The organism is Planobispora longispora (genome assembly GCF_016863135.1).
Classification (GTDB): Bacteria; Actinomycetota; Actinomycetes; order Streptosporangiales; family Streptosporangiaceae; genus Planobispora; species Planobispora longispora.
Genome location: NZ_BOOH01000056.1, coordinates 106,106 through 124,845 on the forward strand (window position 1 = coordinate 106,106; position 18,740 = coordinate 124,845).

18 protein-coding genes and 1 pseudogene are annotated in these 18,740 nt (G+C 72.4%); 8 read left to right on the forward strand and 11 right to left on the reverse strand.

The window, feature by feature from the left end:
• Positions 1 to 44 precede the first annotated feature (44 nt).
• On the forward strand, positions 45 to 1,733 hold the full coding sequence (locus Plo01_RS41160) for an FAD-dependent monooxygenase (protein ID WP_275415446.1): 1,689 nt from the start codon (positions 45 to 47) through the stop codon (positions 1,731 to 1,733).
• Positions 1,734 to 1,850: 117 nt separating this feature from the next.
• Here the strand turns inward: Plo01_RS41160 and Plo01_RS32750 are convergent, their stop codons facing one another.
• Both Plo01_RS32750 and glgC read right to left on the reverse strand, forming a co-directional pair.
• Positions 1,851 to 2,588 carry a phosphotransferase family protein gene (locus Plo01_RS32750; protein ID WP_203894615.1) on the reverse strand — a complete coding sequence of 246 codons (738 nt, stop codon included), beginning with the start codon at positions 2,586 to 2,588 and terminating at the stop codon, positions 1,851 to 1,853.
• A 92-nt stretch (positions 2,589 to 2,680) separates the two neighbouring features.
• Positions 2,681 to 3,907: a glucose-1-phosphate adenylyltransferase gene (gene glgC, locus Plo01_RS32755; protein ID WP_203894616.1), complete on the reverse strand. Its 1,227-nt coding sequence runs from the start codon at positions 3,905 to 3,907 to the stop codon at positions 2,681 to 2,683.
• Between the two features lie 48 nt (positions 3,908 to 3,955).
• Here glgC and glgA point away from each other — a divergent pair, with 48 nt between their 5' ends.
• Positions 3,956 to 5,131 carry a glycogen synthase gene (gene glgA, locus Plo01_RS32760; protein WP_203894617.1) on the forward strand — a complete coding sequence of 392 codons (1,176 nt, stop codon included), beginning with the start codon at positions 3,956 to 3,958 and terminating at the stop codon, positions 5,129 to 5,131.
• Positions 5,132 to 5,155: 24 nt separating this feature from the next.
• Here glgA and Plo01_RS32765 read toward each other — a convergent pair whose 3' ends face one another.
• From Plo01_RS32765 to Plo01_RS32780, 4 genes are all read right to left on the reverse strand, one after another.
• A complete protein-coding gene (locus Plo01_RS32765; RefSeq protein ID WP_203894650.1) occupies positions 5,156 to 5,521 on the reverse strand; it encodes a PH domain-containing protein in 366 nt (121 codons plus the stop codon).
• Between the two features lie 142 nt (positions 5,522 to 5,663).
• Positions 5,664 to 6,479: a sirohydrochlorin chelatase gene (locus Plo01_RS32770; protein ID WP_239317518.1), complete on the reverse strand. Its 816-nt coding sequence runs from the start codon at positions 6,477 to 6,479 to the stop codon at positions 5,664 to 5,666.
• A gap of 181 nt (positions 6,480 to 6,660) precedes the next feature.
• Entirely contained in the window at positions 6,661 to 7,218 is a 558-nt protein-coding gene (locus Plo01_RS32775) for a GNAT family N-acetyltransferase (RefSeq protein ID WP_203894618.1), read from the reverse strand.
• Between the two features lie 91 nt (positions 7,219 to 7,309).
• Complete coding sequence (locus Plo01_RS32780; RefSeq protein WP_203894619.1) at positions 7,310 to 8,602, reverse strand: MFS transporter; 1,293 nt, start codon at positions 8,600 to 8,602, stop codon at positions 7,310 to 7,312.
• An 88-nt stretch (positions 8,603 to 8,690) separates the two neighbouring features.
• On the opposite strand from Plo01_RS32780, the gene Plo01_RS32785 reads away from it, so the two are divergent.
• Together Plo01_RS32785 and Plo01_RS32790 are read left to right on the forward strand one after the other, a co-directional pair.
• On the forward strand, positions 8,691 to 9,377 hold the full coding sequence (locus Plo01_RS32785; protein WP_203894620.1) for a GntR family transcriptional regulator: 687 nt from the start codon (positions 8,691 to 8,693) through the stop codon (positions 9,375 to 9,377).
• Between the two features lie 112 nt (positions 9,378 to 9,489).
• The gene (locus Plo01_RS32790; protein WP_203894621.1) at positions 9,490 to 10,602 is read left to right on the forward strand and encodes an alpha/beta hydrolase; all 1,113 of its coding nucleotides are present in this window, start codon (positions 9,490 to 9,492) and stop codon (positions 10,600 to 10,602) included.
• Here Plo01_RS32790 and Plo01_RS32795 read toward each other — a convergent pair.
• Positions 10,583 to 11,023, reverse strand: coding sequence for an Lrp/AsnC family transcriptional regulator (locus Plo01_RS32795; RefSeq protein ID WP_239317524.1), 441 nt, complete (start codon positions 11,021 to 11,023; stop codon positions 10,583 to 10,585). The two genes, Plo01_RS32790 and Plo01_RS32795, sit on opposite strands and share 20 nt — an antisense overlap.
• A 112-nt stretch (positions 11,024 to 11,135) precedes the next feature.
• Between Plo01_RS32795 and Plo01_RS32800 the strand changes: the two genes are divergently transcribed.
• Together Plo01_RS32800 and Plo01_RS40645 are read left to right on the forward strand one after the other, a co-directional pair.
• On the forward strand, positions 11,136 to 12,023 hold the full coding sequence (locus Plo01_RS32800; RefSeq protein WP_203894623.1) for a tryptophan 2,3-dioxygenase: 888 nt from the start codon (positions 11,136 to 11,138) through the stop codon (positions 12,021 to 12,023).
• A gap of 42 nt (positions 12,024 to 12,065) precedes the next feature.
• Positions 12,066 to 13,076: pseudogene (locus tag Plo01_RS40645) on the forward strand (FAD-dependent oxidoreductase); the annotation flags it as partial.
• Positions 13,077 to 13,368: 292 nt separating this feature from the next.
• Here Plo01_RS40645 and Plo01_RS32805 read toward each other — a convergent pair.
• The gene (locus Plo01_RS32805; RefSeq protein ID WP_203894624.1) at positions 13,369 to 14,445 is read right to left on the reverse strand and encodes a LysR family transcriptional regulator; all 1,077 of its coding nucleotides are present in this window, start codon (positions 14,443 to 14,445) and stop codon (positions 13,369 to 13,371) included.
• Positions 14,446 to 14,516: 71 nt separating this feature from the next.
• Here Plo01_RS32805 and Plo01_RS32810 point away from each other — a divergent pair, with 71 nt between their 5' ends.
• Positions 14,517 to 15,392 carry a dihydrodipicolinate synthase family protein gene (locus Plo01_RS32810; protein ID WP_203894625.1) on the forward strand — a complete coding sequence of 292 codons (876 nt, stop codon included), beginning with the start codon at positions 14,517 to 14,519 and terminating at the stop codon, positions 15,390 to 15,392.
• Between the two features lie 21 nt (positions 15,393 to 15,413).
• On the opposite strand, the gene Plo01_RS32815 is transcribed toward Plo01_RS32810, so the two are convergent.
• Both Plo01_RS32815 and Plo01_RS32820 read right to left on the reverse strand, forming a co-directional pair.
• Complete coding sequence (locus Plo01_RS32815) at positions 15,414 to 16,238, reverse strand: Fpg/Nei family DNA glycosylase (RefSeq protein WP_203894626.1); 825 nt, start codon at positions 16,236 to 16,238, stop codon at positions 15,414 to 15,416.
• A gap of 45 nt (positions 16,239 to 16,283) precedes the next feature.
• Positions 16,284 to 16,730, reverse strand: a complete 447-nt coding sequence (locus Plo01_RS32820) for a ribosomal maturation YjgA family protein (protein ID WP_203894627.1) — start codon at positions 16,728 to 16,730, stop codon at positions 16,284 to 16,286.
• Positions 16,731 to 17,164: 434 nt separating this feature from the next.
• On the opposite strand from Plo01_RS32820, the gene Plo01_RS32825 reads away from it, so the two are divergent.
• The gene (locus tag Plo01_RS32825; RefSeq protein WP_203894628.1) at positions 17,165 to 17,569 is read left to right on the forward strand and encodes an STAS domain-containing protein; all 405 of its coding nucleotides are present in this window, start codon (positions 17,165 to 17,167) and stop codon (positions 17,567 to 17,569) included.
• A 116-nt stretch (positions 17,570 to 17,685) separates the two neighbouring features.
• On the opposite strand, the gene Plo01_RS32830 is transcribed toward Plo01_RS32825, so the two are convergent.
• The gene (locus Plo01_RS32830; protein WP_203894629.1) at positions 17,686 to 18,573 is read right to left on the reverse strand and encodes a hypothetical protein; all 888 of its coding nucleotides are present in this window, start codon (positions 18,571 to 18,573) and stop codon (positions 17,686 to 17,688) included.
• Between the last annotated feature and the right edge of the window lie 167 nt (positions 18,574 to 18,740).

Genomic DNA, 18,740 nt, shown 5'->3' on the forward strand with positions numbered 1-18,740 from the left:
CGGCGTCTTCCGTAGGTTCCGCCTCCCCGGCTTCCGCGACGCAGGTGCTGATCGCGGGCGGCGGCCCCGCCGGGCTCGCGGCGGCCGTCGAGCTCGGGCGGCGCGGAATCCGTGTCTGCGTGGTCGAACCGCGCCTCACCCTCGACGACGACCGGCCGCGCGCCAAGACCACCAGCATCCGCACCATGGAGCACCTGCGCCGCTGGGGCCTGGCCGACCGGCTGCGCGCCGCCGCGCCGCTGCCGGTCTCCTGGTCGCAGGACGTCATCTTCTGCACCGCCCTGCTCGGTACGGAGCTCACCCGCTTCCGCAACGCCTTCGGGCTGTACGCGGACCGCGACGAGCGGCTGGCCGAGCCCGGCCAGCAGGCGCCGCAGCCGGTCGTCGAGCGGGTGCTGCGCAAGGCCGTGGCCGAGCTGTCCTGCGTCACGTTCCTGACCGGGCACACGGTCACCGCGATCGGCCAGGACGGCCGCTCCGTCCGCGCCACGGTCGCCGACGGCGACGGCTCCACCTCCGTGATCGAGGCGGAGTACCTGCTGGGATGCGACGGCGCGGGCGGCGTCAGCCGCCGGGCGATCGGGGCGGTCTACACCGGGTCCTCCGGCGAACGCCCCAACCTCAGCGTCGTCTTCCGGGCGCCGGGCCTGGCCGGGAAGATCCGCCTGGACCCGGCCGTGCAGTACTGGGTGGTCAGTCCCGAGGTGTCCGGGCTGATGGGCCGGCTGGATCTGGAGGACCGGTGGTGGGCCATCGTCCAGCGGGTGGACGTCCGTACCCAGACGCCGGACCCGGAGGCGCTGGTGCGCTCCCTCGTCGGAGCAGGAGCAGGAGCAGGAGCAGGAGCAGGAGCAGGAGCCGAGACCGGAGCCGGAGCCGGAGCCGGAGGCGAGGGCGGGGCCGGGGCCGGGGGCGAGGGCGGGGGTGGGTACGAAGGGCCGGTGTGCGTCGTCAGCACCGACCCGTGGGTCGCCCGGATGCTGCTGGCGGACCGCTACCGTTCCGGCCGCGTCTTCCTGGTCGGCGACGCCGCCCACCTCAACCCCCCGTGGGGCGGACACGGCTTCAACACCTGCGTCGGCGACGCGGTGAACATCGGCTGGAAGCTCGCCGCCGTGCTCCAGGGCTGGGCAGGCCCGGCACTGCTGGACAGCTACGAGGCCGAGCGCCGTCCGGTCGCAGCCCAGACCATCGCCGACAGCGCCGCCCAGGAGAAGCTGCTCGCCCCTTCCTTCGCCGACCGCCCGCTCACCGGCGCCGGTCCCGAGGCGGAACGCCGCCGCGCGGAGACGGCCGCCGCGCTGCGGGCCAAGGACGGAGAGTTCCACAGTGAGGGGCTCGTCCTGGGGTATCACTACGCCGCCTCCCCGGCCGTCGTCGACGACGGCTCGCCCGTCCCGGCCCACACCCCGGGGACCTACCACGCCTCGGCCCGCCCGGGCTTCCGCCTGCCGCACGCCTGGCTGCGCGACGGCCGCTCCCTGTTCGACACCCTCGGGGAGGGCCTCACCCTGCTGCGCCTGTCGGCCGCGGCGGACCCCGCCGTCCTGGAGCGCCCGGCCCGGGCGCGCGGCGTGCCGTTCACGGTGGTCGACCTGACGGGGGAGTCCCTGCCGGACCAGTACGGCGCGCCGCTGCTCCTGGTCCGCCCGGACCAGCACGTCGCCTGGCGTGGGACCGGCGACGCCGACGGCGAGCGGATACTCGACGTCGTCCTGGGCGCCCGCCGGTGACCGAGCGCCCACCGGCGCCCGCCGACAACTGAGCGCCCGCCGTCGGACGGCGCCCGCCGGCGACGTGGTCGCCTGGCTGCCGGAGGAGCGCGGGCGACGCCTTGGACCCGTGCGGCCTCACATCCGGGATCGCAGCACGTCGATCTCGCAGCCCGGTGAAGACGGGTCGAAGCCGTGCTCGATCAGCCAGCGGATAGCCAGCAGGCTCCGCAGCGACCACCACGCGCGGATCACGTCGAGGTCGACGGGGGCGCCGTAGCCGGCGACGACGTCGCCGAGGTGCTCCTCGTGTCCGAGCGTCAGGACGGCGAGGTCGTACAGGGCGTCGCCCCGGGCCGCCTCGGACCAGTCGATCACACCGGTGATCTCGTCGCCGTCCACGAACACGTGGCTGACCTGCAGGTCGCCGTGCGTGAAGACAGGCGTCCACGGCCGGAGCGCGGCATCGGCGATCCGGCGGTTGCGCGTGACCAGGTCGGCGGGGAGGACGCCGTTCGTGACGAGCCACTCGCATTCGCCGTCGAGGCGCGATGCGATCTCGTCGAGGCTCCGGCCGGGCCATGGCGGCAGCGGCGCGTCGTGCAGCATCCGTGCGGCGGCTCCCGCCGCGGCCCACGCCGCCGGCGACGTGGTCGACGGCTCGCCGAGGCGGCCGAGCGCCGTCCCCGGAAGGGCGGCGAGCGCGAGCACGGGCGGCCTGCGCCACAGGATCTCCGGCGTCGGGATCGGCGCCATCGCCATCGCCTCGACCTCGACGTCGGTGCGCGTCTGATCGGCGTCGATCTTCAGGAACACGTCGCCGACACGCAAGGTCGCGCACCCGTGATGGGCGACGACGACCTCGACGTCCTCCATGCCGGCCATTATCGGGAAGCGATGACCGACGTCACAACGGGTTTACCGCGTGTCACCGCCCGGCTGCCCGGCTGCCCGGTCTCCGGCGGTCCCTAGCGGTCGATGATCTCGTTCTTGCCGATGACCACGATGCCGCCCCGGGTCACCGCGAAGCGGCTGCGGTCGTGTTCGAGGTCGAAGCCGATCCGGGCCCCGTCGGGGATGATCACGTTCTTGTCGACGATGGCCCGGCGCACGATCGCGCCCCGCCCGACCTTCACGCACCCCATCAGCACGGAGTCCTCGACCGTGGAGTGGGAGTGCAGGACCACGCCCGGGGAGAGGACGGAGCGCTCGGCGAGTCCGCCCGAGACGATCACGCCCGGCGAGACCAGTGAGTCGATCGCCCGGCCCACCCGGTCGCCGTCGTTGTGCACGAACTTGGCCGGGGGGAGCGGGTCGTGGCCGGTGTAGATCGGCCAGCGGTCGTTGTAGAGGTTGAAGACCGGGTGCGCCGAGATGAGGTCCATGTGGGCCTCGTAGTAGGCGTCGAGGGTCCCGACGTCGCGCCAGTAGCCCCGGTCGCGCTCGGTGGAGCCCGGCACGACGTTGTCGGCGAAGTCGTAGACTTCGGCGCTGCCCGCCTTGACCATCATCGGGATGATGTTCCCGCCGAGGTCGTGCTTGCTGGTGGGGTCGAGCGCGTCCTCCCGGAGCGCGTCGATCATCGCCTGGGTGCGGAAGACGTAGTTGCCCATCGAGGCGTAGACCTGGTCGGGGGCGTCCGGCAGGCCCACGGCGTCCTTGGGCTTCTCCCGGAAGGCGACGATCCGCCGCCCGGCCGGGTCGGTCTCGATCACTCCGAACTGGTCGGCCAGCGAGAGGGGCTGGCGGATCGCCGCCACGGTCACGTCCGCGCCCGAGTCGATGTGCTGCTCGACCATCTGCCGGGGGTCCATCCGGTAGATGTGGTCGGCGCCGAACACGATCACGTGCTCGGGCATCTCGTCGTAGATCAGGTTCAGGTTCTGGAAGAGGGCGTCGGCCGACCCGGCGAACCAGCGTGGCCCGAGCCGCTGCTGGGCGGGGACCGGGGTGACGTAGTTGCCCAGCATCGCCGAGAGCCGCCAGGTGCGGGAGATGTGCCGGTCGAGACTGTGGTTCTTGTACTGCGTCAGCACGACGATCTTCAGGTAGTGCCCGTTGGCCAGATTCGACAGCACGAAGTCGATCAGCCGGTAGATCCCCCCGAACGGCACCGCCGGTTTCGCGCGGTCCGCCGTCAACGGCATGAGCCGCTTACCTTCACCACCGGCGAGCACGATCGCGAGGACTCTCATGCAAAGACCCTAACCCGCCGGACAGGCACGAAACACTAAGCTGCGCTCATGCGCGTCGATCTGCTGAGCCGTGAATATCCGCCGGAGGTCTACGGTGGGGCGGGGGTGCACGTCGAATACCTCGCCGGGGAGTTGAGACGGCTGGCCGACGCCCGCGTCCGCTGCTTCGGCACGCCCCGATCCGAGCCGGACGTGGAGGCCTACCGGGTGCCCGGCGGGCTGGAGGCGGCCAACGCCGCACTGCAGGTGCTCGGCGTCGACCTGGAGATGGCCGCCGGGTGCGAGGGCGCCGACCTGGTGCACAGCCACACGTGGTACGCCAACTTCGCCGGTCACGTCGCCAAGCTGCTGTACGGCACGCCGCACGTGGTCACCACGCACAGCCTGGAGCCGCTCCGGCCGTGGAAGGCCGAGCAGCTCGGCGGCGGCTACACGCTGTCGTCGTGGGCCGAGCGGACCGCGCTGGCGAGCGCGGACGCGATCATCGCGGTCTCCGAGGGCATGCGGCGCGACGTGCTCGCCTGCTACCCGGAGATCCCCCCGGAGCGGGTCTCGGTGATCCACAACGGCATCGACACCGTCGAGTACGCCCCCGACCACGGCACCGACGTGCTGAAGAAGCACGGCATCGACGAGCGCAGGCCGTATGTCGTGTTCGTCGGCCGGATCACCCGGCAGAAGGGCCTGGTCCACCTCCTGCACGCCGCACGGGACTTCCATCCCGACGCCCAGCTCGTGCTCTGCGCGGGCGCGCCCGACACGCCCGAGATCGCCGCCGAGGTGACCGGGCTGGTGCGGGGCCTGGACCGGGACGGCGTCGTCTGGATCTCGGAGATGCTCCCGCGCCCCGAGGTGATCCAGATCCTCACCAACGCCACCGTGTTCGTCTGCCCCTCGGTGTACGAGCCGATGGGCATCGTGAACCTGGAGGCCATGGCCTGCGAGACCGCCGTGGTGGCCACGGCCACCGGAGGCATCCCCGAGGTCGTGGCCGACGGCTCGACCGGCCTGCTGGTCCCGATCGCGCAGAGCGCCGCGGACGGCACGCCGGACGACCCCGGCCGCTTCGCCGCCGACCTGGCCGAGCGGGTCAACCGGCTGCTGGCCGATCCCGGGCTGGCCGCCCGGATGGGCCGGGCCGGACGGGCCAGGGCCGTGGAGCACTTCTCCTGGGCCCGGATCGCCGAGCGGACGATGGAGCTCTACACGTCGCTCATCAGGTGATTCTCAGGTGCTTCGGCAGGTGATTCATCGGGTGATGAAGTGCAGGATCACGCTGTGCACGTGGTGCGCCTTGCCGTCGCCCCGGAACTCCATCTCGTAGGTGTGGGTCCCGACGTTGAGGGCGATGGTGCCGGAGGAGAAGAACGAGCCCGCGAACGACTTGTTGCTCACCACGCTGACCGAGGAGATCTTGCTGTAGGGGATGCTGGTGATGGCGACTTTCTTGCCGACGAAGGACTTGTCCTGCACGATGACGCGCTTGTCGGTCAGGCCGAGGAATCCGGTGCCCGCGCCGATCGCGTCGTAGACGGCGATGATCTGCTCGCCGGGCATCAGGCCGTCCTGGATCTGCTGAAGCTGTTCCTGGCTGTCGAAGGCGATCTCTGCCATGTCGTTCACGACCTCACGGGATCGGGGGGTTCTCGGGTCATCGGTGATCAATGATCACCGATGATTCCTGCGAGGATACAGCCGCGACACCCGCGAGCCCGGCCGGAGCCAGACCGAGGTCCGGCGCGCGACCGGGCCCGGCTCAGTCCTCGGCGAGCACGCTTCCGTAGGCGCGGGCCGCCAGGTCGGCGATGAGCCCGTGCGCGCCCAGCGGATCCGCGCACTGGACCCCGACCGCCGCCGCGGTGGCGATCGCCAGATCCGGGTCGGCCTCGGGACCGATCAGGCAGGGGGACAGGGCGATCCGCTCGGCGCCGACGCCGCGCAGCCGCTGGGCCGCGCCGGCGACGGCGGGCGCCCCGTCCAGGGAGGCGACCAGGACGGGCAGGGTCAGGCGCGAGGCCAGCAGCACGGCCGTGGGCTGCGCCTCCACCGCGGCGTTCTCGCCGCCGACGGTGGCGAGGATGACCGCGTCCACCGGACTGGAGATGTTCAGCAGCCGCATCCGGTCGGCCCGGGCGAGGCCCTTGTCCGCGAGCCGGATGTGCAGCGCCTCGGCGAGCAGCGGGTGCGGCCCGAGGTGCGAGGTGACGGTCACGGTCGCCCCGCTCTCCGCGACCGCCCCGGCGATGAGCCGGTCGGCGACCGGGTGCGGCCCGGTCAGCAGCGGCACCACGATGGCGGCCACGCCGTCCTCGGGACGGGAACGGGCGGCGTCCTCCAGCTCGGACGTCAGTTCCTTCGCGTCCTCGCCGAGCCCGGCCAGGCGGACCTCGATCTGCGGGTTGTCCACGCGGATCATGGCTGCGAGCTCGGCGGCGGGACCCGATGCGTCGCCGGGGACGGCCAGCACCAGCGCGGGCGCCTCGGGCGGGAGCTGGGAGGGCACGGGCCTGCGGTGACGGCCCGAGGGCCGGGTGGCGCGTCCGCGCACGGGAAGGCTGGAACTTTCACTCACACGCGCGAACTCTAGGCCCATTTCACCCACTTCGTTGTTAAAAACGACAGCAATTCCGTCACAACACGCTGACACCTCAATGAACACGTCTCACGTTCAGGGGGCCGGGCCGGTCGGGAGCGTCCGTCCGCCCGGAGGCGCCCCGGGATCCCCGCTGCGGCGAAGACCTACGAGGCACGCTCTAGTCGTCGCGGTGGCCCTCCCACTCGTCCTCCAGCGCCGAGTGGACGATGGAGTCGCGCCAGGCGCCGCGGGCCCGCACGTGGTGCCGGATCCGGCCCTCCTCGACCATCCCCGCCACCAGCATCGCCAGCTGCGCGGCGGTGTTGGCGGGGGAGCGGGCGCCCCAGATGCGGTGCAGGCGCAGGTGCTTGAAGCCGAACGTCAGCAGCAGCCGGACCAGGTCGGTGCCGATGCCCCGGCCCCAGTGATCGGGGCGCAGGCCCAGGCCGATCTCGGCGCTGTGCGGGTGGTCGGCCTCGATGTGCAGCCGGGCGACGCCGATGACCTGCCCGCTCTCCCGCTCGGTGACCGCGAGCACGTAGAGCCGCCGGGGGTTCGCGTCGGCGGCCCCGACCGCCTCGGCGACTATCTGCTCGACCTCCTCCCGGGTGCGCGGGTCGAACGGCAGATGCTCGGTGGCGGTGGGATCTCCGTAGACGGCGTGCAGCGCGTCGACATCATCGACCGTCACTTCCCGCAGGCCGAGTCTCTTGCCGGAGATCTCAACATGGCGCATGCGCAGACGCTAACGCCTCAAAGGTCCCAGTGCTAGGAATAGTTCCGGCTGACAACTAATTCCCGGTTTCGGGGGGTTTGATGGCGTGACGTCACGCGGAGGTCCTCCGGGCGCCGGCGAGATCGATGTCGCGGGTCTCGGGGGCGAGGGCGAGCCCGGCCACGGTCAGGGCCAGCGCCGCCACCACGTACAGCGAGACGGCCAGGGTGGTGCCGAAGGCGTCCAGCAGCTGCAGGGCGATGATCGGGGCCAGGGCCCCGCCGAAGATCCCGGCGACCTGGTAGCCCATCGAGGCGCCGCTGTAGCGCAGCCGGGTGCTGAACAGCTCGGCGATGAAGGCCGCCTGCGGGCCGTACATCGCGGCATGACAGGCCAGCGCCACGACCGAGGCCAGGGCGATCACCGGGAAGGACCTCGTGTCCAGGAGCGGGAAGAAGGCGAAGACCCAGACCGCCGTCGCGGCGGCGCCCGCCAGGTAGACCGGGCGTCTGCCCACCCGGTCCGACAGCGCGCCGAACAGCGGCATGAGGAACAGCTGCACGGCCGAGCCGATCAGCACGGCGTTCAGCGCGACGCTCCGGTCCATTCCCAGCGTCGTGCCGACGTAGGACAGGCTGTAGGTGGCGAACGTGTAGAAGGCGACGTCCACGCCGATGCGCGCGAGGAACGCCGCGGCCAGCTCGCGCGGGTGGGTGCGGATCACCTCCGCCAGCGGCGTCCGCGCCTTGCGCCCGGCCTGCTCCACCTCGGCGAACAGCGGCGACTCCACGATGGTGAGCCGGATCCACAGGCCCACGACCACCAGCACGCCCGAGAGCAGGAACGGCACCCGCCAGCCCCAGCTCAGGAAGGCGTCCTCGGGCAGCGCCGCGGACATCACCCCGAGCACGGCCGCCGCGAGCAGGTTCCCCGCGGGCACGCCGACCTGCGGCCAGCTCGCGTTGAACCCGCGCCGCCGGGGGTCGCCGTGCTCGATGGACATCAGCACGGCCCCGCCCCACTCCCCGCCCAGCCCCAGGCCCTGCAGGAAACGCAGGGCGACCAGGAGCAGCGGGGCGGCCACGCCGATCGTCGCGTAGCCGGGCACCAGGCCGATGAGGAAGGTCGAGATCCCCATCACCAGCAGGGTCGCCACCAGCACGTTCTTGCGGCCGACGCGGTCGCCGAAGTGACCGGCCACGATGCCGCCCAGCGGCCTGGCGATGAACCCGACGGCGTAGGTGAGGAACGCCAGCAGCGTCCCGGTCAGGGGCTCGAAGGTCGGGAAGAAGAGCTTGTTGAAGACCAGGGCGGCGGCCGAGCCGTACAGGAAGAAGTCGTACCACTCCAGTGAGGTGCCGATCAGGCCGGCCACGATGACCCGCCTGGCTTGGGAGCCTGCCATGTGCTCGCTCCTTACGTGGACGAATATTTTCAACGTAAGGATCGTTGAACAATTGGACAAGATGCTTGTTCCATGATTTTGTCGGCCCGTGGACAGCGTCGTCTCCGAGCTCCAGCGCGACCTCGACCGCCTGGGGCGCAGCAGCACCGCCGAGCGGGTCGCCGACATCCTGCGCGACCGGATCGCCGGCGGTCTGTTCACGCCGGGGCAGCGGCTCTCGGAGGAGGTCATCGGCGCGGCGCTCAAGGTCTCCCGCAACACCCTGCGCGAGGCCTTCCGGCTGCTCGGCCACGAGAGGCTGCTGGAGCACCGGCTCAACCGCGGGGTGTTCGTGCGGGTGCTGTCGGCCGAGGACGTGGCCGATCTCTACCGGGTGCGCCGCGTGATCGAGGGCGCCGCGGTACGGCGCGGCGCGGGCGCGTCCCACGAGGCGCTCGCCGCGATGGAGGAGGCCGTCGCCGCCGCGTCCCGGGCCGCCGCGGAGGACCGCTGGCAGGACGTGGGCACCGCGAACATCCGCTTCCACCAGGCCCTGGCCGCCCTCAACGGCAGTCCCCGCCTGGACGAGACCATGCGCCAGCTCCTGGCCGAGCTGCGCCTGGTCTTCCACGTCATGGAGAACCCCCGGGCCTTCCACGAGCCGTTCGTGGCCCGCAACCGGGAGCTGGTGGAGCTGATGGCGGCCGGCCGCACGGCGGAGGCCGAGCGCGCCCTGGAGCGCTACCTCGACGACGCCGAAGAACTCCTCATGCGCGCCTACACGCCCCGCCCGTGACCGCACCGGTCATATGCCCTGGCCGCTCCGCCGGAGCCCGCCCGGGTCCACTTGATCGAACTCGCCGGGCGCGCCCGTTTCCGGTTGTCGTCGGGTGAGTCAGAATGGGCGGATGACCTCGCACATCCCGGACGTCCGTGTGATCGCCGGTCCCGACCTGGCCGCTGATCTCCGGCTGCTCACCGAGGTCGCCGACCGCGAGTTCGCCGCGCTCGGCATCCACGGAACGGTCTCGTCCGCTCCCGATCTGCCCGCGCTGAGAGCCGCCCTGGAGTCCCCCGGCCCCCTGGTCGTCCTGCCCGGCTCCCACCCCGGGGCCCGCGCCCTCATCCCCGCCCATCCCCAGGCCGTCTGGCTGGACCTCGTCAGATCGGTTCCCGCCCGGCCCGCGGCCCCCGGCCGCGATGCCCCGCCCGCCCACCTGCACGGCCGGGGGGTCTGGGGGCTGGCCTGGGCGATCCGTCACGCCGTCCACCGGCTGCGCCGGCCCGCCCGCCGGGTCGCCTACGGCCCGGACCCCGATCAGTGGGCCGAGGTACGGCTCCCGCGAGAGCCCGCGGGCCCGGGAGATCGTTCCGAGGCGGGGCGGGAGGCGGTTCCGACCGCGGTGCTCCTGCACGGCGGCTACTGGCGGTCGATCTGGGGCGCCGACCTGATGGACGCGCTCGGCATCGACCTGGCGGAGCGCGGTTTCACGGCGTGGAACGTCGAGTACCGCCGTCCCGATCTGCACGGCTGGGCCGCCACGACGGAGGACGTGGCGGCGGCGCTCGCCCTGGCCGCCGGAGAGGCGCGGGGCCCGGTCGTGGTGATCGGCCACTCGGCGGGCGGGCAGCTCGCGCTGCGCGCGGCGGCCGACGACCGCCGGGTCGCCCTGGCCGTCTCCCTCGCCGGAGTGCTCGACCTGGTGGAGGGCGACCGCAGGCACCTCAGCTCGGGCGCGGTCGCCGCCGCCCTCGGCGGGTCGGCCGCCGAGGTGCCCGCGGCCTACGCCGCATCCAGCCCGCTGGAGCGCCTCCCGCTGAAGGTGCCCCAGCTGATCGTCCAGGGCGGCGGCGACGACCTCGACCTGATCGACCTGGGCCGCCGCTACGCGCGCGCCGCCCAGGCGGCGGGTGATGAAGTGACATATCTGGAAATGTCCGGCGATCACTTCGACGTCATCGACCCCGCCTCGCCGATCTGGCGCGCGACCGCCGGGGCGATCACCGACTACCCGCTGTGAGCGGACGCCAGGGGACCGGGCTGGAGAGCACCATCATGCTCGACGGATGGCCGTACGGCGCGAGCTTGTCGATCAGCTCCTCGAACGCGGTCATCGACGACGCCGCCACCCGCAGCAGGCAGCACGTCTCCCCGGTCACCCGGTGCACCTCCAGGATCTCCGGCCAGGCCAGGGCCTGCTCGTCGCGGAGCACGCACCGGGGCCCGTAGCACGACATCCTGATCAGCGCCGCCACCCCGCGCCCGGCCAGCGCCGGGTCCACCCGCGCGTGGTAACCGGTGATCACCCCGGACTCCTCCATCCGCCGCACCCGCTCGGCCACCGCCGGGGCCGACAGATGCACCCGCCGGGAGAGCTCGCTGTAGGACAATCGCGCGTCATCCTGCAGCTCAGCCAGGATGGCCCAGTCCATCGCGTCCATCATCACGCTCCGTCATCCCGTAACCCGAATGCCGCCGACGCTTTCCGTTCCGAAGGTCAATCGCAAAATCACCTTTCTTCCATTATTTCCGGAATCACTGATTCAGACCAGGATGGGTAGGGAGAGCGACGAGGAGGACGACCCAGTGAACGGCATCCAGCAGCGCACCGAGCAGGACCGGGCCGAGCGGGCCAGGGCCAACGAGGGCCTGCCCACGCTCGGGTTCGACTCCGTCACGCCGTACGACGAATACGTCGGCACCGGCACCCTGCACCGGCTCCAGCACACCATCACCGACGCCCCCGAGGAACTGGCCTTCCTCGTCACCACCCAGGTGATGGAGCTCTATTTCGGCCTGCTCCGCTCGGAGTGGCAGCTCGCCCAGCGGCAGCTCGACGATGACGACGCCGACGCCGCGGTCCTGACGATCAAGCGCACGGTCCGCCACTTCGAGGCGCTCAACGCGGCGTGGGCCTCGCTCAGCTGGCTCACCCCGGCGCAGTTCAACCACTTCCGCGACGCGCTGGGCGAGGCGTCGGGTTTCCAGTCGGCGGCCTACCGCCACGTGGAGTTCCTGCTCGGCAACAAGTCCGAGGCGCTCATCCGCCCGCACCGCCGCAACTCCGAGGCCTACGCCGACCTCGTCGCGGCCCTGTCCCGGCCGAGCCTGTACGACTCGGTGCTGGCCTTCCTCTCCCGCAACGGCCACGCGGTCCCCGAGGAGGTGGTCGAGCGTGACTTCGCCGCCGACTACCAGCCGGACCCCCGCGTGGAGGCGGTCTGGGTCGAGGTGTACGGCGGGCCGCTCGCGCCGCTGGCCGAGGCGCTCACCGACCTGGCCGAGCAGTTCTCCGACTGGCGCTACCGGCACCTGATGGCGGTGCGCCGCTCCATGGGCGCCAAGCCCGGCTCGGGCGGATCCAGCGGCCTGACCTGGCTGGAGCGGAGCATGCGGCGCGAGATCTTCCCCGAACTCTGGACGGCACGCACGCTCATGTGAGGTGACAGAGTGGACGATCCCCCCGAGGTCGCCGCCCCCGAGGTGACCATCGTCGGCGCGGGCCTGGTCGGCTGCCTGCTGGCCTGCTTCCTGGCCCGCCGCGGTCACGCGGTGACGGTCTACGAACGGCGGCCCGACCCGCGCGAGGAGAACGCGGGCCGGAGCCGGTCGATCAACCTGGCGATCTCCGAGCGGGGCATCGACGCCCTGCGCCGGGTCGGCCTGGACGAGACCGTGCTCAAGGCGGCCCTGCCCATGCCGGGCCGGATGATGCACGCCCCCGACGGCACGCTCAGCTTCCAGCCCTACAGCGCCGACGGCCGCCGGGCGATCAACTCCATCAGCCGGTCCGCGCTGAACCGAGCGCTCCTCGACGCCGTGGGCGGCTTCCCCGGGGTACGGCTCCGCTTCCGGCACCGGCTCACGACCCTGGACCCGGACACCGGCCGGATGGAGTTCGACACCCCCGGCGGGCCGGTCACCGCGGTCGCACCTGTGATCATCGGCGCCGACGGCGCCGGCAGCGCGGTCCGGGCCCGGCTCCAGCACCGGCCCGGCTTCGACCTCCACCAGGAGTACCTGGACTACGGCTACAAGGAGCTCAGCATCCCGGCGCGGGACGGCGACTTCGCCCTCGATCCCGGCGCTCTGCACATCTGGCCGCGCGGCCGGTCCATGATGATCGCCCTGCCCAACCCGGACCGCTCCTTCACCTGCACGCTGTTCTGGCCGGAGCGGGAGCTCGCCGAGCTGGACACCCCGGCGAAGGTGGAGCGGGCCTTCACCGAGAACTATCCCGACGCCCGCGCGCTCATCCCGGACCTGGCCGCCCAGTACGCCCTCAACCCGGTCGGCCACCTGGTCACCGTGCGCTGCGAGCCCTGGACGGTCCTCGGCCGCGCCGCCGTCGTCAGCCTGATCGGCGACGCCGCCCACGCGATCGTCCCGTTCTACGGCCAGGGCGCCAACTGCGGCTTCGAGGACTGCGCCGAGCTGGACCGCTGCCTGGCGGAGACCGGTGACGACTACGCGGCGGCCCTGCTGCTGTACGAGAGCCGCCGCAAGGTCAACACCGACACCATCGCCCGCCTCGCCCTGGACAACTTCGTGGAGATGCGCGACAAGGTCGCCTCCCGCGCGTTCCTGGCCCGCAAGCGCGCCGAGCACGCCCTGGAGCGCATCCTGCCCGGCCGCTACGTCTCCCGCTACGAACTGGTCTCCTTCAGCACCGTCCCCTACGCCGAGGTCGAGCGCCGCGTCGCCCGCCAGCGCCGCTGGACGGCCGCCGCGGCCCTGGTCGTCACGGGGGTGTCCGCCTGGGCGGGGGTGATCCTCCGGAACCGGGTCAGGGCCGCGGTGACGGGGCCGGAGCCGGGATCGAAGCCGGGGCCGGCGGCGAAGTCGGGCTTGGCGGCGAAGTGGGGGCCGGGCCGAGGCCGTGCGGGGACGGGGCGACGCCCGCGCGCAGGGCGGTGGTGAGGGCGACGACCGCGGGGTGGGTTCCCGCGCCGCGCCGGAAGGCGATGCGGGTGCGGCGGCGCATGGGCAGCGAGGTGAGGCGGACGCCTCCGGGCGGGTCGGCCGCGCCGAGCTCCGGCACCAGCGCCACCCCCTGACCGATCGCGACCATCGCCAGGACCGTCCCGAAGTCGTCGATGTGGTGCCGGACCCGCGGGGCGAACCCGGCGGCCTGGCAGGCGCGGACGGTCATCGCGTGGCAGAGCGTGCCCGGAGTGGAGACGATCCAGGGCTCGTCCCGGCAGCCGACGAGCGCGACGCGCGCCGGCGCGCCGGCGTCCCCGGCCCCGGCCTCGGAGTCGGCTCCGCCTCCCGCCGCGGGGGACGCGGCGCCGCGGGAGGCGTCCGGGGCGGGGAGGGCGGCGTGGGGGGAGTCCCGGGTGGCGAGGTACATGGGCTCTTCGAGCAGGGGGAGAGAGTCCAGGGCGAGGTCGGGCTCGGTGGGGACGAAGTCGTACTCGTGGACCAGGGCCACGTCCAGGTCGCCGGCGCGCAGGCGGGGGGCGACCTCGGCGGGGTCGATCTCGTCCACCATCGGCTCCAGGGCCGGGTGCTCCCGGGCCAGCGCCGCCAGGGCCGCGGGCAGGATGGTGCGGGTCGCCGTGGGGAAGGCGCCGATCCGGACGGTCCCGCTCAGGTCCGCCCGGGCGGAGGCCAGCTCGGCCGCGGCCTGCTCCAGCCGTTCCAGTACGGCCTCCGCGTGCCCGACCAGCGCGATCCCCGCCGGGGTGAGCGCCACCCGGCGGCCGGTCCGCTCCAGCAGCGCCACCCCGGCCTCCCGCTCCAGGGCGGAGAGCTGCTGGGAGACCGCCGACGGAGTGAACATCAGCGCCTCGGCCACCGCGGCGATCGTGCCCCGATGGGAGAGTTCGCGGAGCAGGCGGAGCCTTCGCACATCGAGCATCAGATCAGCTTAACGTTTGGGAAAGAAACGCGAACTGGACCTGCATGGTCGGTGGCCGTCAGGCTCGGAGCATGAACTTCTCCGGTGTGTACGTCCCCCTGATCACCCCCTTCGCCGAGAGCGGCGCGATCGCCGCCGACGCGCTCGAAGCCCTGGCGCACGAGGTCCTCGACGGCGGGGCGGCGGGCCTGGTCGCGCTCGGCACCACCGCCGAGGTCGCCGCGCTCGCGGCGGAGGAACGGCGGGCGGTCGTCGAGATCTGCGGCCGGGTGTGCCGCGAGCGCGGGGCGACGCTGATCGTCGGGGCCGGGTCGAGCGACACGCGCGGCTCCGCCGAGGCGCTGCTCGCCCTCAAGGGCGAGGCGGACGCCGCGCTGGTGACCGTGCCGTCGTTCGTCCGTCCCTCCGAGGCCGGGGTGCTCGCCCACTTCACCGCGCTGGCCGGGCAGACCCCGGTGCCGCTGATCGTCTACAACATCCCCTACCGGACCGGCCAGTCCGTGGGCGCCGCCACCATGCGCGAGATCGGCGGGCTGCCCATGGTCGCCGGGGTCAAGCACGCGGTCGGCGGCGTCGACGCCGACACCGTCGCCCTGCTGGCCGACCCGCCCGCGGACTTCGCGATCCTCGCCGGGGACGACCCGTTCTTCCCCGCGCTGCTCGCCCTGGGCGCCCGCGGCGGCATCCTCGCCTCCGCCCACCTGGACACCGCCCGCTTCGTCGAGCTCGCCGAGGCATGGCGGGCGGGGGAAGTGGCCCATGCCCGCGCCCTCGGCCACCGCCTGTCGGTCATGTCGGCGAGCCTGTTCACCGAGCCCAACCCGACGGTCCTGAAGGGCGTGCTGCACGCCCGGGGCCGGATCCCCACCGCCTCGGTACGGCTCCCGCTCCTCCCCGCCCGCCGGGAGTCGGTCGAGGCGGTGCTGCGGCTCTCGGATCTCTCCTAGCCGTGGCGCTCACCGCCGCGGTCAGGCGAGCCGGCGGCCGGGGTCCTGGCAGCCGGGGCACCAGAAGAGGTTGCGGCCCACGAGCGCCTCGGTGCGGACCTCGGCCGCGCACACCAGGCACGGCATGCCCGAGCGGCGGTAGACGTAGACCTCGCCGCCGTGGTCGTCGACCCGGGGCGGGCGGCCCATCGCCTCGGGCGTGTGCTCGGGCCGTACCGTGTCGATCCTGCCCGCCCGCACGCCGTCGGACATGAGGACGACGAGGTCGGCCCAGATCGCCTCCCACCGCTCGCGGGTCAGCTCCCGGCCCGGCGTGGCCGGGGCGACGCCCTGCCGGAACAGCACCTCGGCCCGGTAGATGTTGCCCACCCCCGCCACCACCGACTGGTCCATCAGCAGGGCGGCGATGGAGGTGCGGCTGCGGGAGATCCGCCGCCAGGCCGGATCAGGGTCCGCGTCCGCGCGCAGCGGGTCGGGGCCGAGCCGGGCGTGCAGGGCCTTGACCTCGTCGGGCTCCAGCAGCTCGCAGGTGTTGGGGCCGCGCAGATCGGCGTAGTGCCCGCCGCCGGTCAGGCGGAGCCGTACCTCGCCGACGGGGGCGGGCGCCGGGACCGGGGCGAAGGCGTACTTGCCGTAGATGCCGAGGTGGACGTGGAGCCACCGGTCGTCGTCGAAGCCGAGCAGCAGGTGCTTGCCGTGCGCGTCGGCCTCCTGGAGCACACGCCCGTCGATCCGCAGGGCCCCGGCGGCGAACCTGCCCTGGGGGCTCTCGGCGCGGACGGTCTGGCCGCCGAACAGCCGCCCGTGCTCGGCGGCCAGGCGGTGGATGGTGTGTCCTTCGGGCATGGTGCAGGTTATCCGGTCTCTTCGATGGGGAGGGCCGTCCGGCCGTCAGGGGCGCGGGCCGGCCGCCGGGGAGGCGCCGGAGCCGGGGACGCCGGCCGTCCGGGGAGCGCCGGCGGGCTCACGGCGCAGGAGCGTGTGAGCGGCGGCGGCGAGGACGGCCCCGGCGGCGTAGGCGACCAGGTCGGCAGCCCCGAACGTGCTGCCGAGCACCAGCCGTGCCAGCGTGCTCGCCTCGGACAGCGCCGCGGGCACCGGGGTGAGCTGGGCGAGTTCCACGGCCCAGCTGAACGCCAGCGCCCCGGCCGCGGCCCGCACCGGCGCGACGCGGGGCACGACGAAGACGATCAGCGTGTGGACCAGCACGGTGTAGAGGGCGTCACCGCCGTACCCGCCGAACCAGCCGTCGGTCGTCGCGCGCAGGGTCAGCCCGGCGGCGACGGTGACGACGGCCGCCAGCGCGGCGGGGATGCGGGAGCGGAGGGCGGGAGGCACCGCTCCACGATAACGACCGCCCGCCGCGGCCCGCCCGTCACCCACGGCCCGGGCACCCCGTGGTCCGGCCGCCCTCGGAGGCTGCCCGGGCGTGGCGCCGCCGTTCCGGATTCCCGTTCGGGACGGCGACGCTTCTCCCCGAGAGTCCTCCCAGACATCCGATGAATCTTGCCCTCGGAAACGTGGGTCCGGGTAATGAGAGGACGAAGGCATTCCGAACGATGTCTGTGCGTGTTACGTAATACAGAGAGACACCTGCAGACATCACCGTGAAATCGGCGAGGGGTGATATCGCATCTTGTGTCCGCATTCGTGGGTAATCATGACGCTACTCAGGGTGATATATCATGATGTCGGGGTAAGCAGCCTGATGACCCCTCACCAGTGTGGCGGAGTGCCCTGCTCCGCCGCTCGTCCGAGGAAGTTGGTCACCTATGGGAAGTCTCACCTTGCCGGACGTCACGCTTGCCACCCAGCCGGAGGAGACCGGATCCGCCGCCCCGTCGGTCATGGATCCCGTCACGGGCCTGGAGCTTCTGGTCGGGCCCGAGCCCGACAGGACGGTCGTCACCCTCGTCGGCGACCTGACGATGGCCACGACCTGCCTGCTGGGACGCGTGCTGACCGAGCTGGTCGACCAGGGCCACCGTTTCCTCGTCCTCGACGCCAGCGCCCTCGAATCCTGCGACGGCGCGGGCTGGACGCTGCTGCTCGGAATCCGCTGGCGCCTGGCCACGGTCTCCGGCCACCTCAGGCTCATCGGCCTGCCCCCCCGCCTCCTGCGCTCATGCGTGCAACTGGAACTCGCCGGGGTGTTCGGCCTGGACACTCCCTTGTAGAGGAACCGCGCTGAGGTCCGACCTCTGCGGTGGAAAGGGGGCATCCGTGTCCCGGATGCCGGCTCCAGGACGGCGGCCGCGGCGGAAGTCGCAACCGCGGCCGCCCGGGGGAATTCTCAGCGTTCCCCGAACACGTCGGTCATGTCGACGGCCGTCGCAGCCCGGGTCGCCCACGTGGTCAGCAGTCCGGGATCGGTGCAGGAGATGATCCTCTCGCGCTGCGCCTGGTCCGGCGCCAGCTTGCGGGCCTCCAGTACGGCGATGACCAGCTTCGCCTGCTCTGCCCGCAGATGTGCTTCAGCCCGTGCTTCGGCCCGTGCTTCGGCCCGTGCTTCGGCCAGAGCCTCGCGCCTGCGCATGAGCCGTTCGAATGGGCTGTCGGTTTCCGGTGTCACGGTGGACATGATCTCCTCCAACTGCGCACGGACCGTCTTCGGCAGCTGTCCGTGCAGGTAATCGTAGTAAACGCGGCCTCGTTCGTCGGGGATATCCGCCATGGCGGTGCCCACTGTGGTCACGACGTCCAGGTCGTCGCTGTGGGCGATCGCGCTGAGCACGGCGATCTCAGGGGAGGCCAGCACGTCTTCGGCGGCGCGGGGCAGGGGTAGCTGGTCCGGGCCGACGACGACCGGGCACAGGAGCATGCATGAGTCCGGGGGCATGATGGGGCGGCTGTAACGGGCGGCGAGGGGCTGGGTGGGACAGATGGCTACCAGGATGACCGCGCACTTGTGCCGGCCCATCAGGCCGCCGACGTAGGCGGCCCAGGACCAGACCTTGCGTTCATCCCAGGCGCGCTGGACTTCGATGATGACGAAGCGTCGTTTGCCGTCGGGGCCTTGGACTGAGATGACCGAATCGGCCAGGTATTCGGCGGGGAGCCGTTCGTGCAGCTCCACCGACTCCAGGCGGGCGTCGTGGTAACCGTCGGTATTCGCCTGCAGCCCGAGTGCCAGCAGTTCCAGTGCGAAAGCGGGTCGACGCCTCGCCATTTCCAGCGGCATCTCGTGGTGGTGACCGGGGGGCACGGTTCTCCTTCCGTCTCCTTTCGGAGGGTGGTGAGAACTTTACTTTCCGTCACTGTCGATGTCTGCTGAATGACGAACATGAGTACGGATCATGCGGGCGGGGTATGCCGCGCCGAGGGGCGTTCCGCGTCCCGCCGTACCTC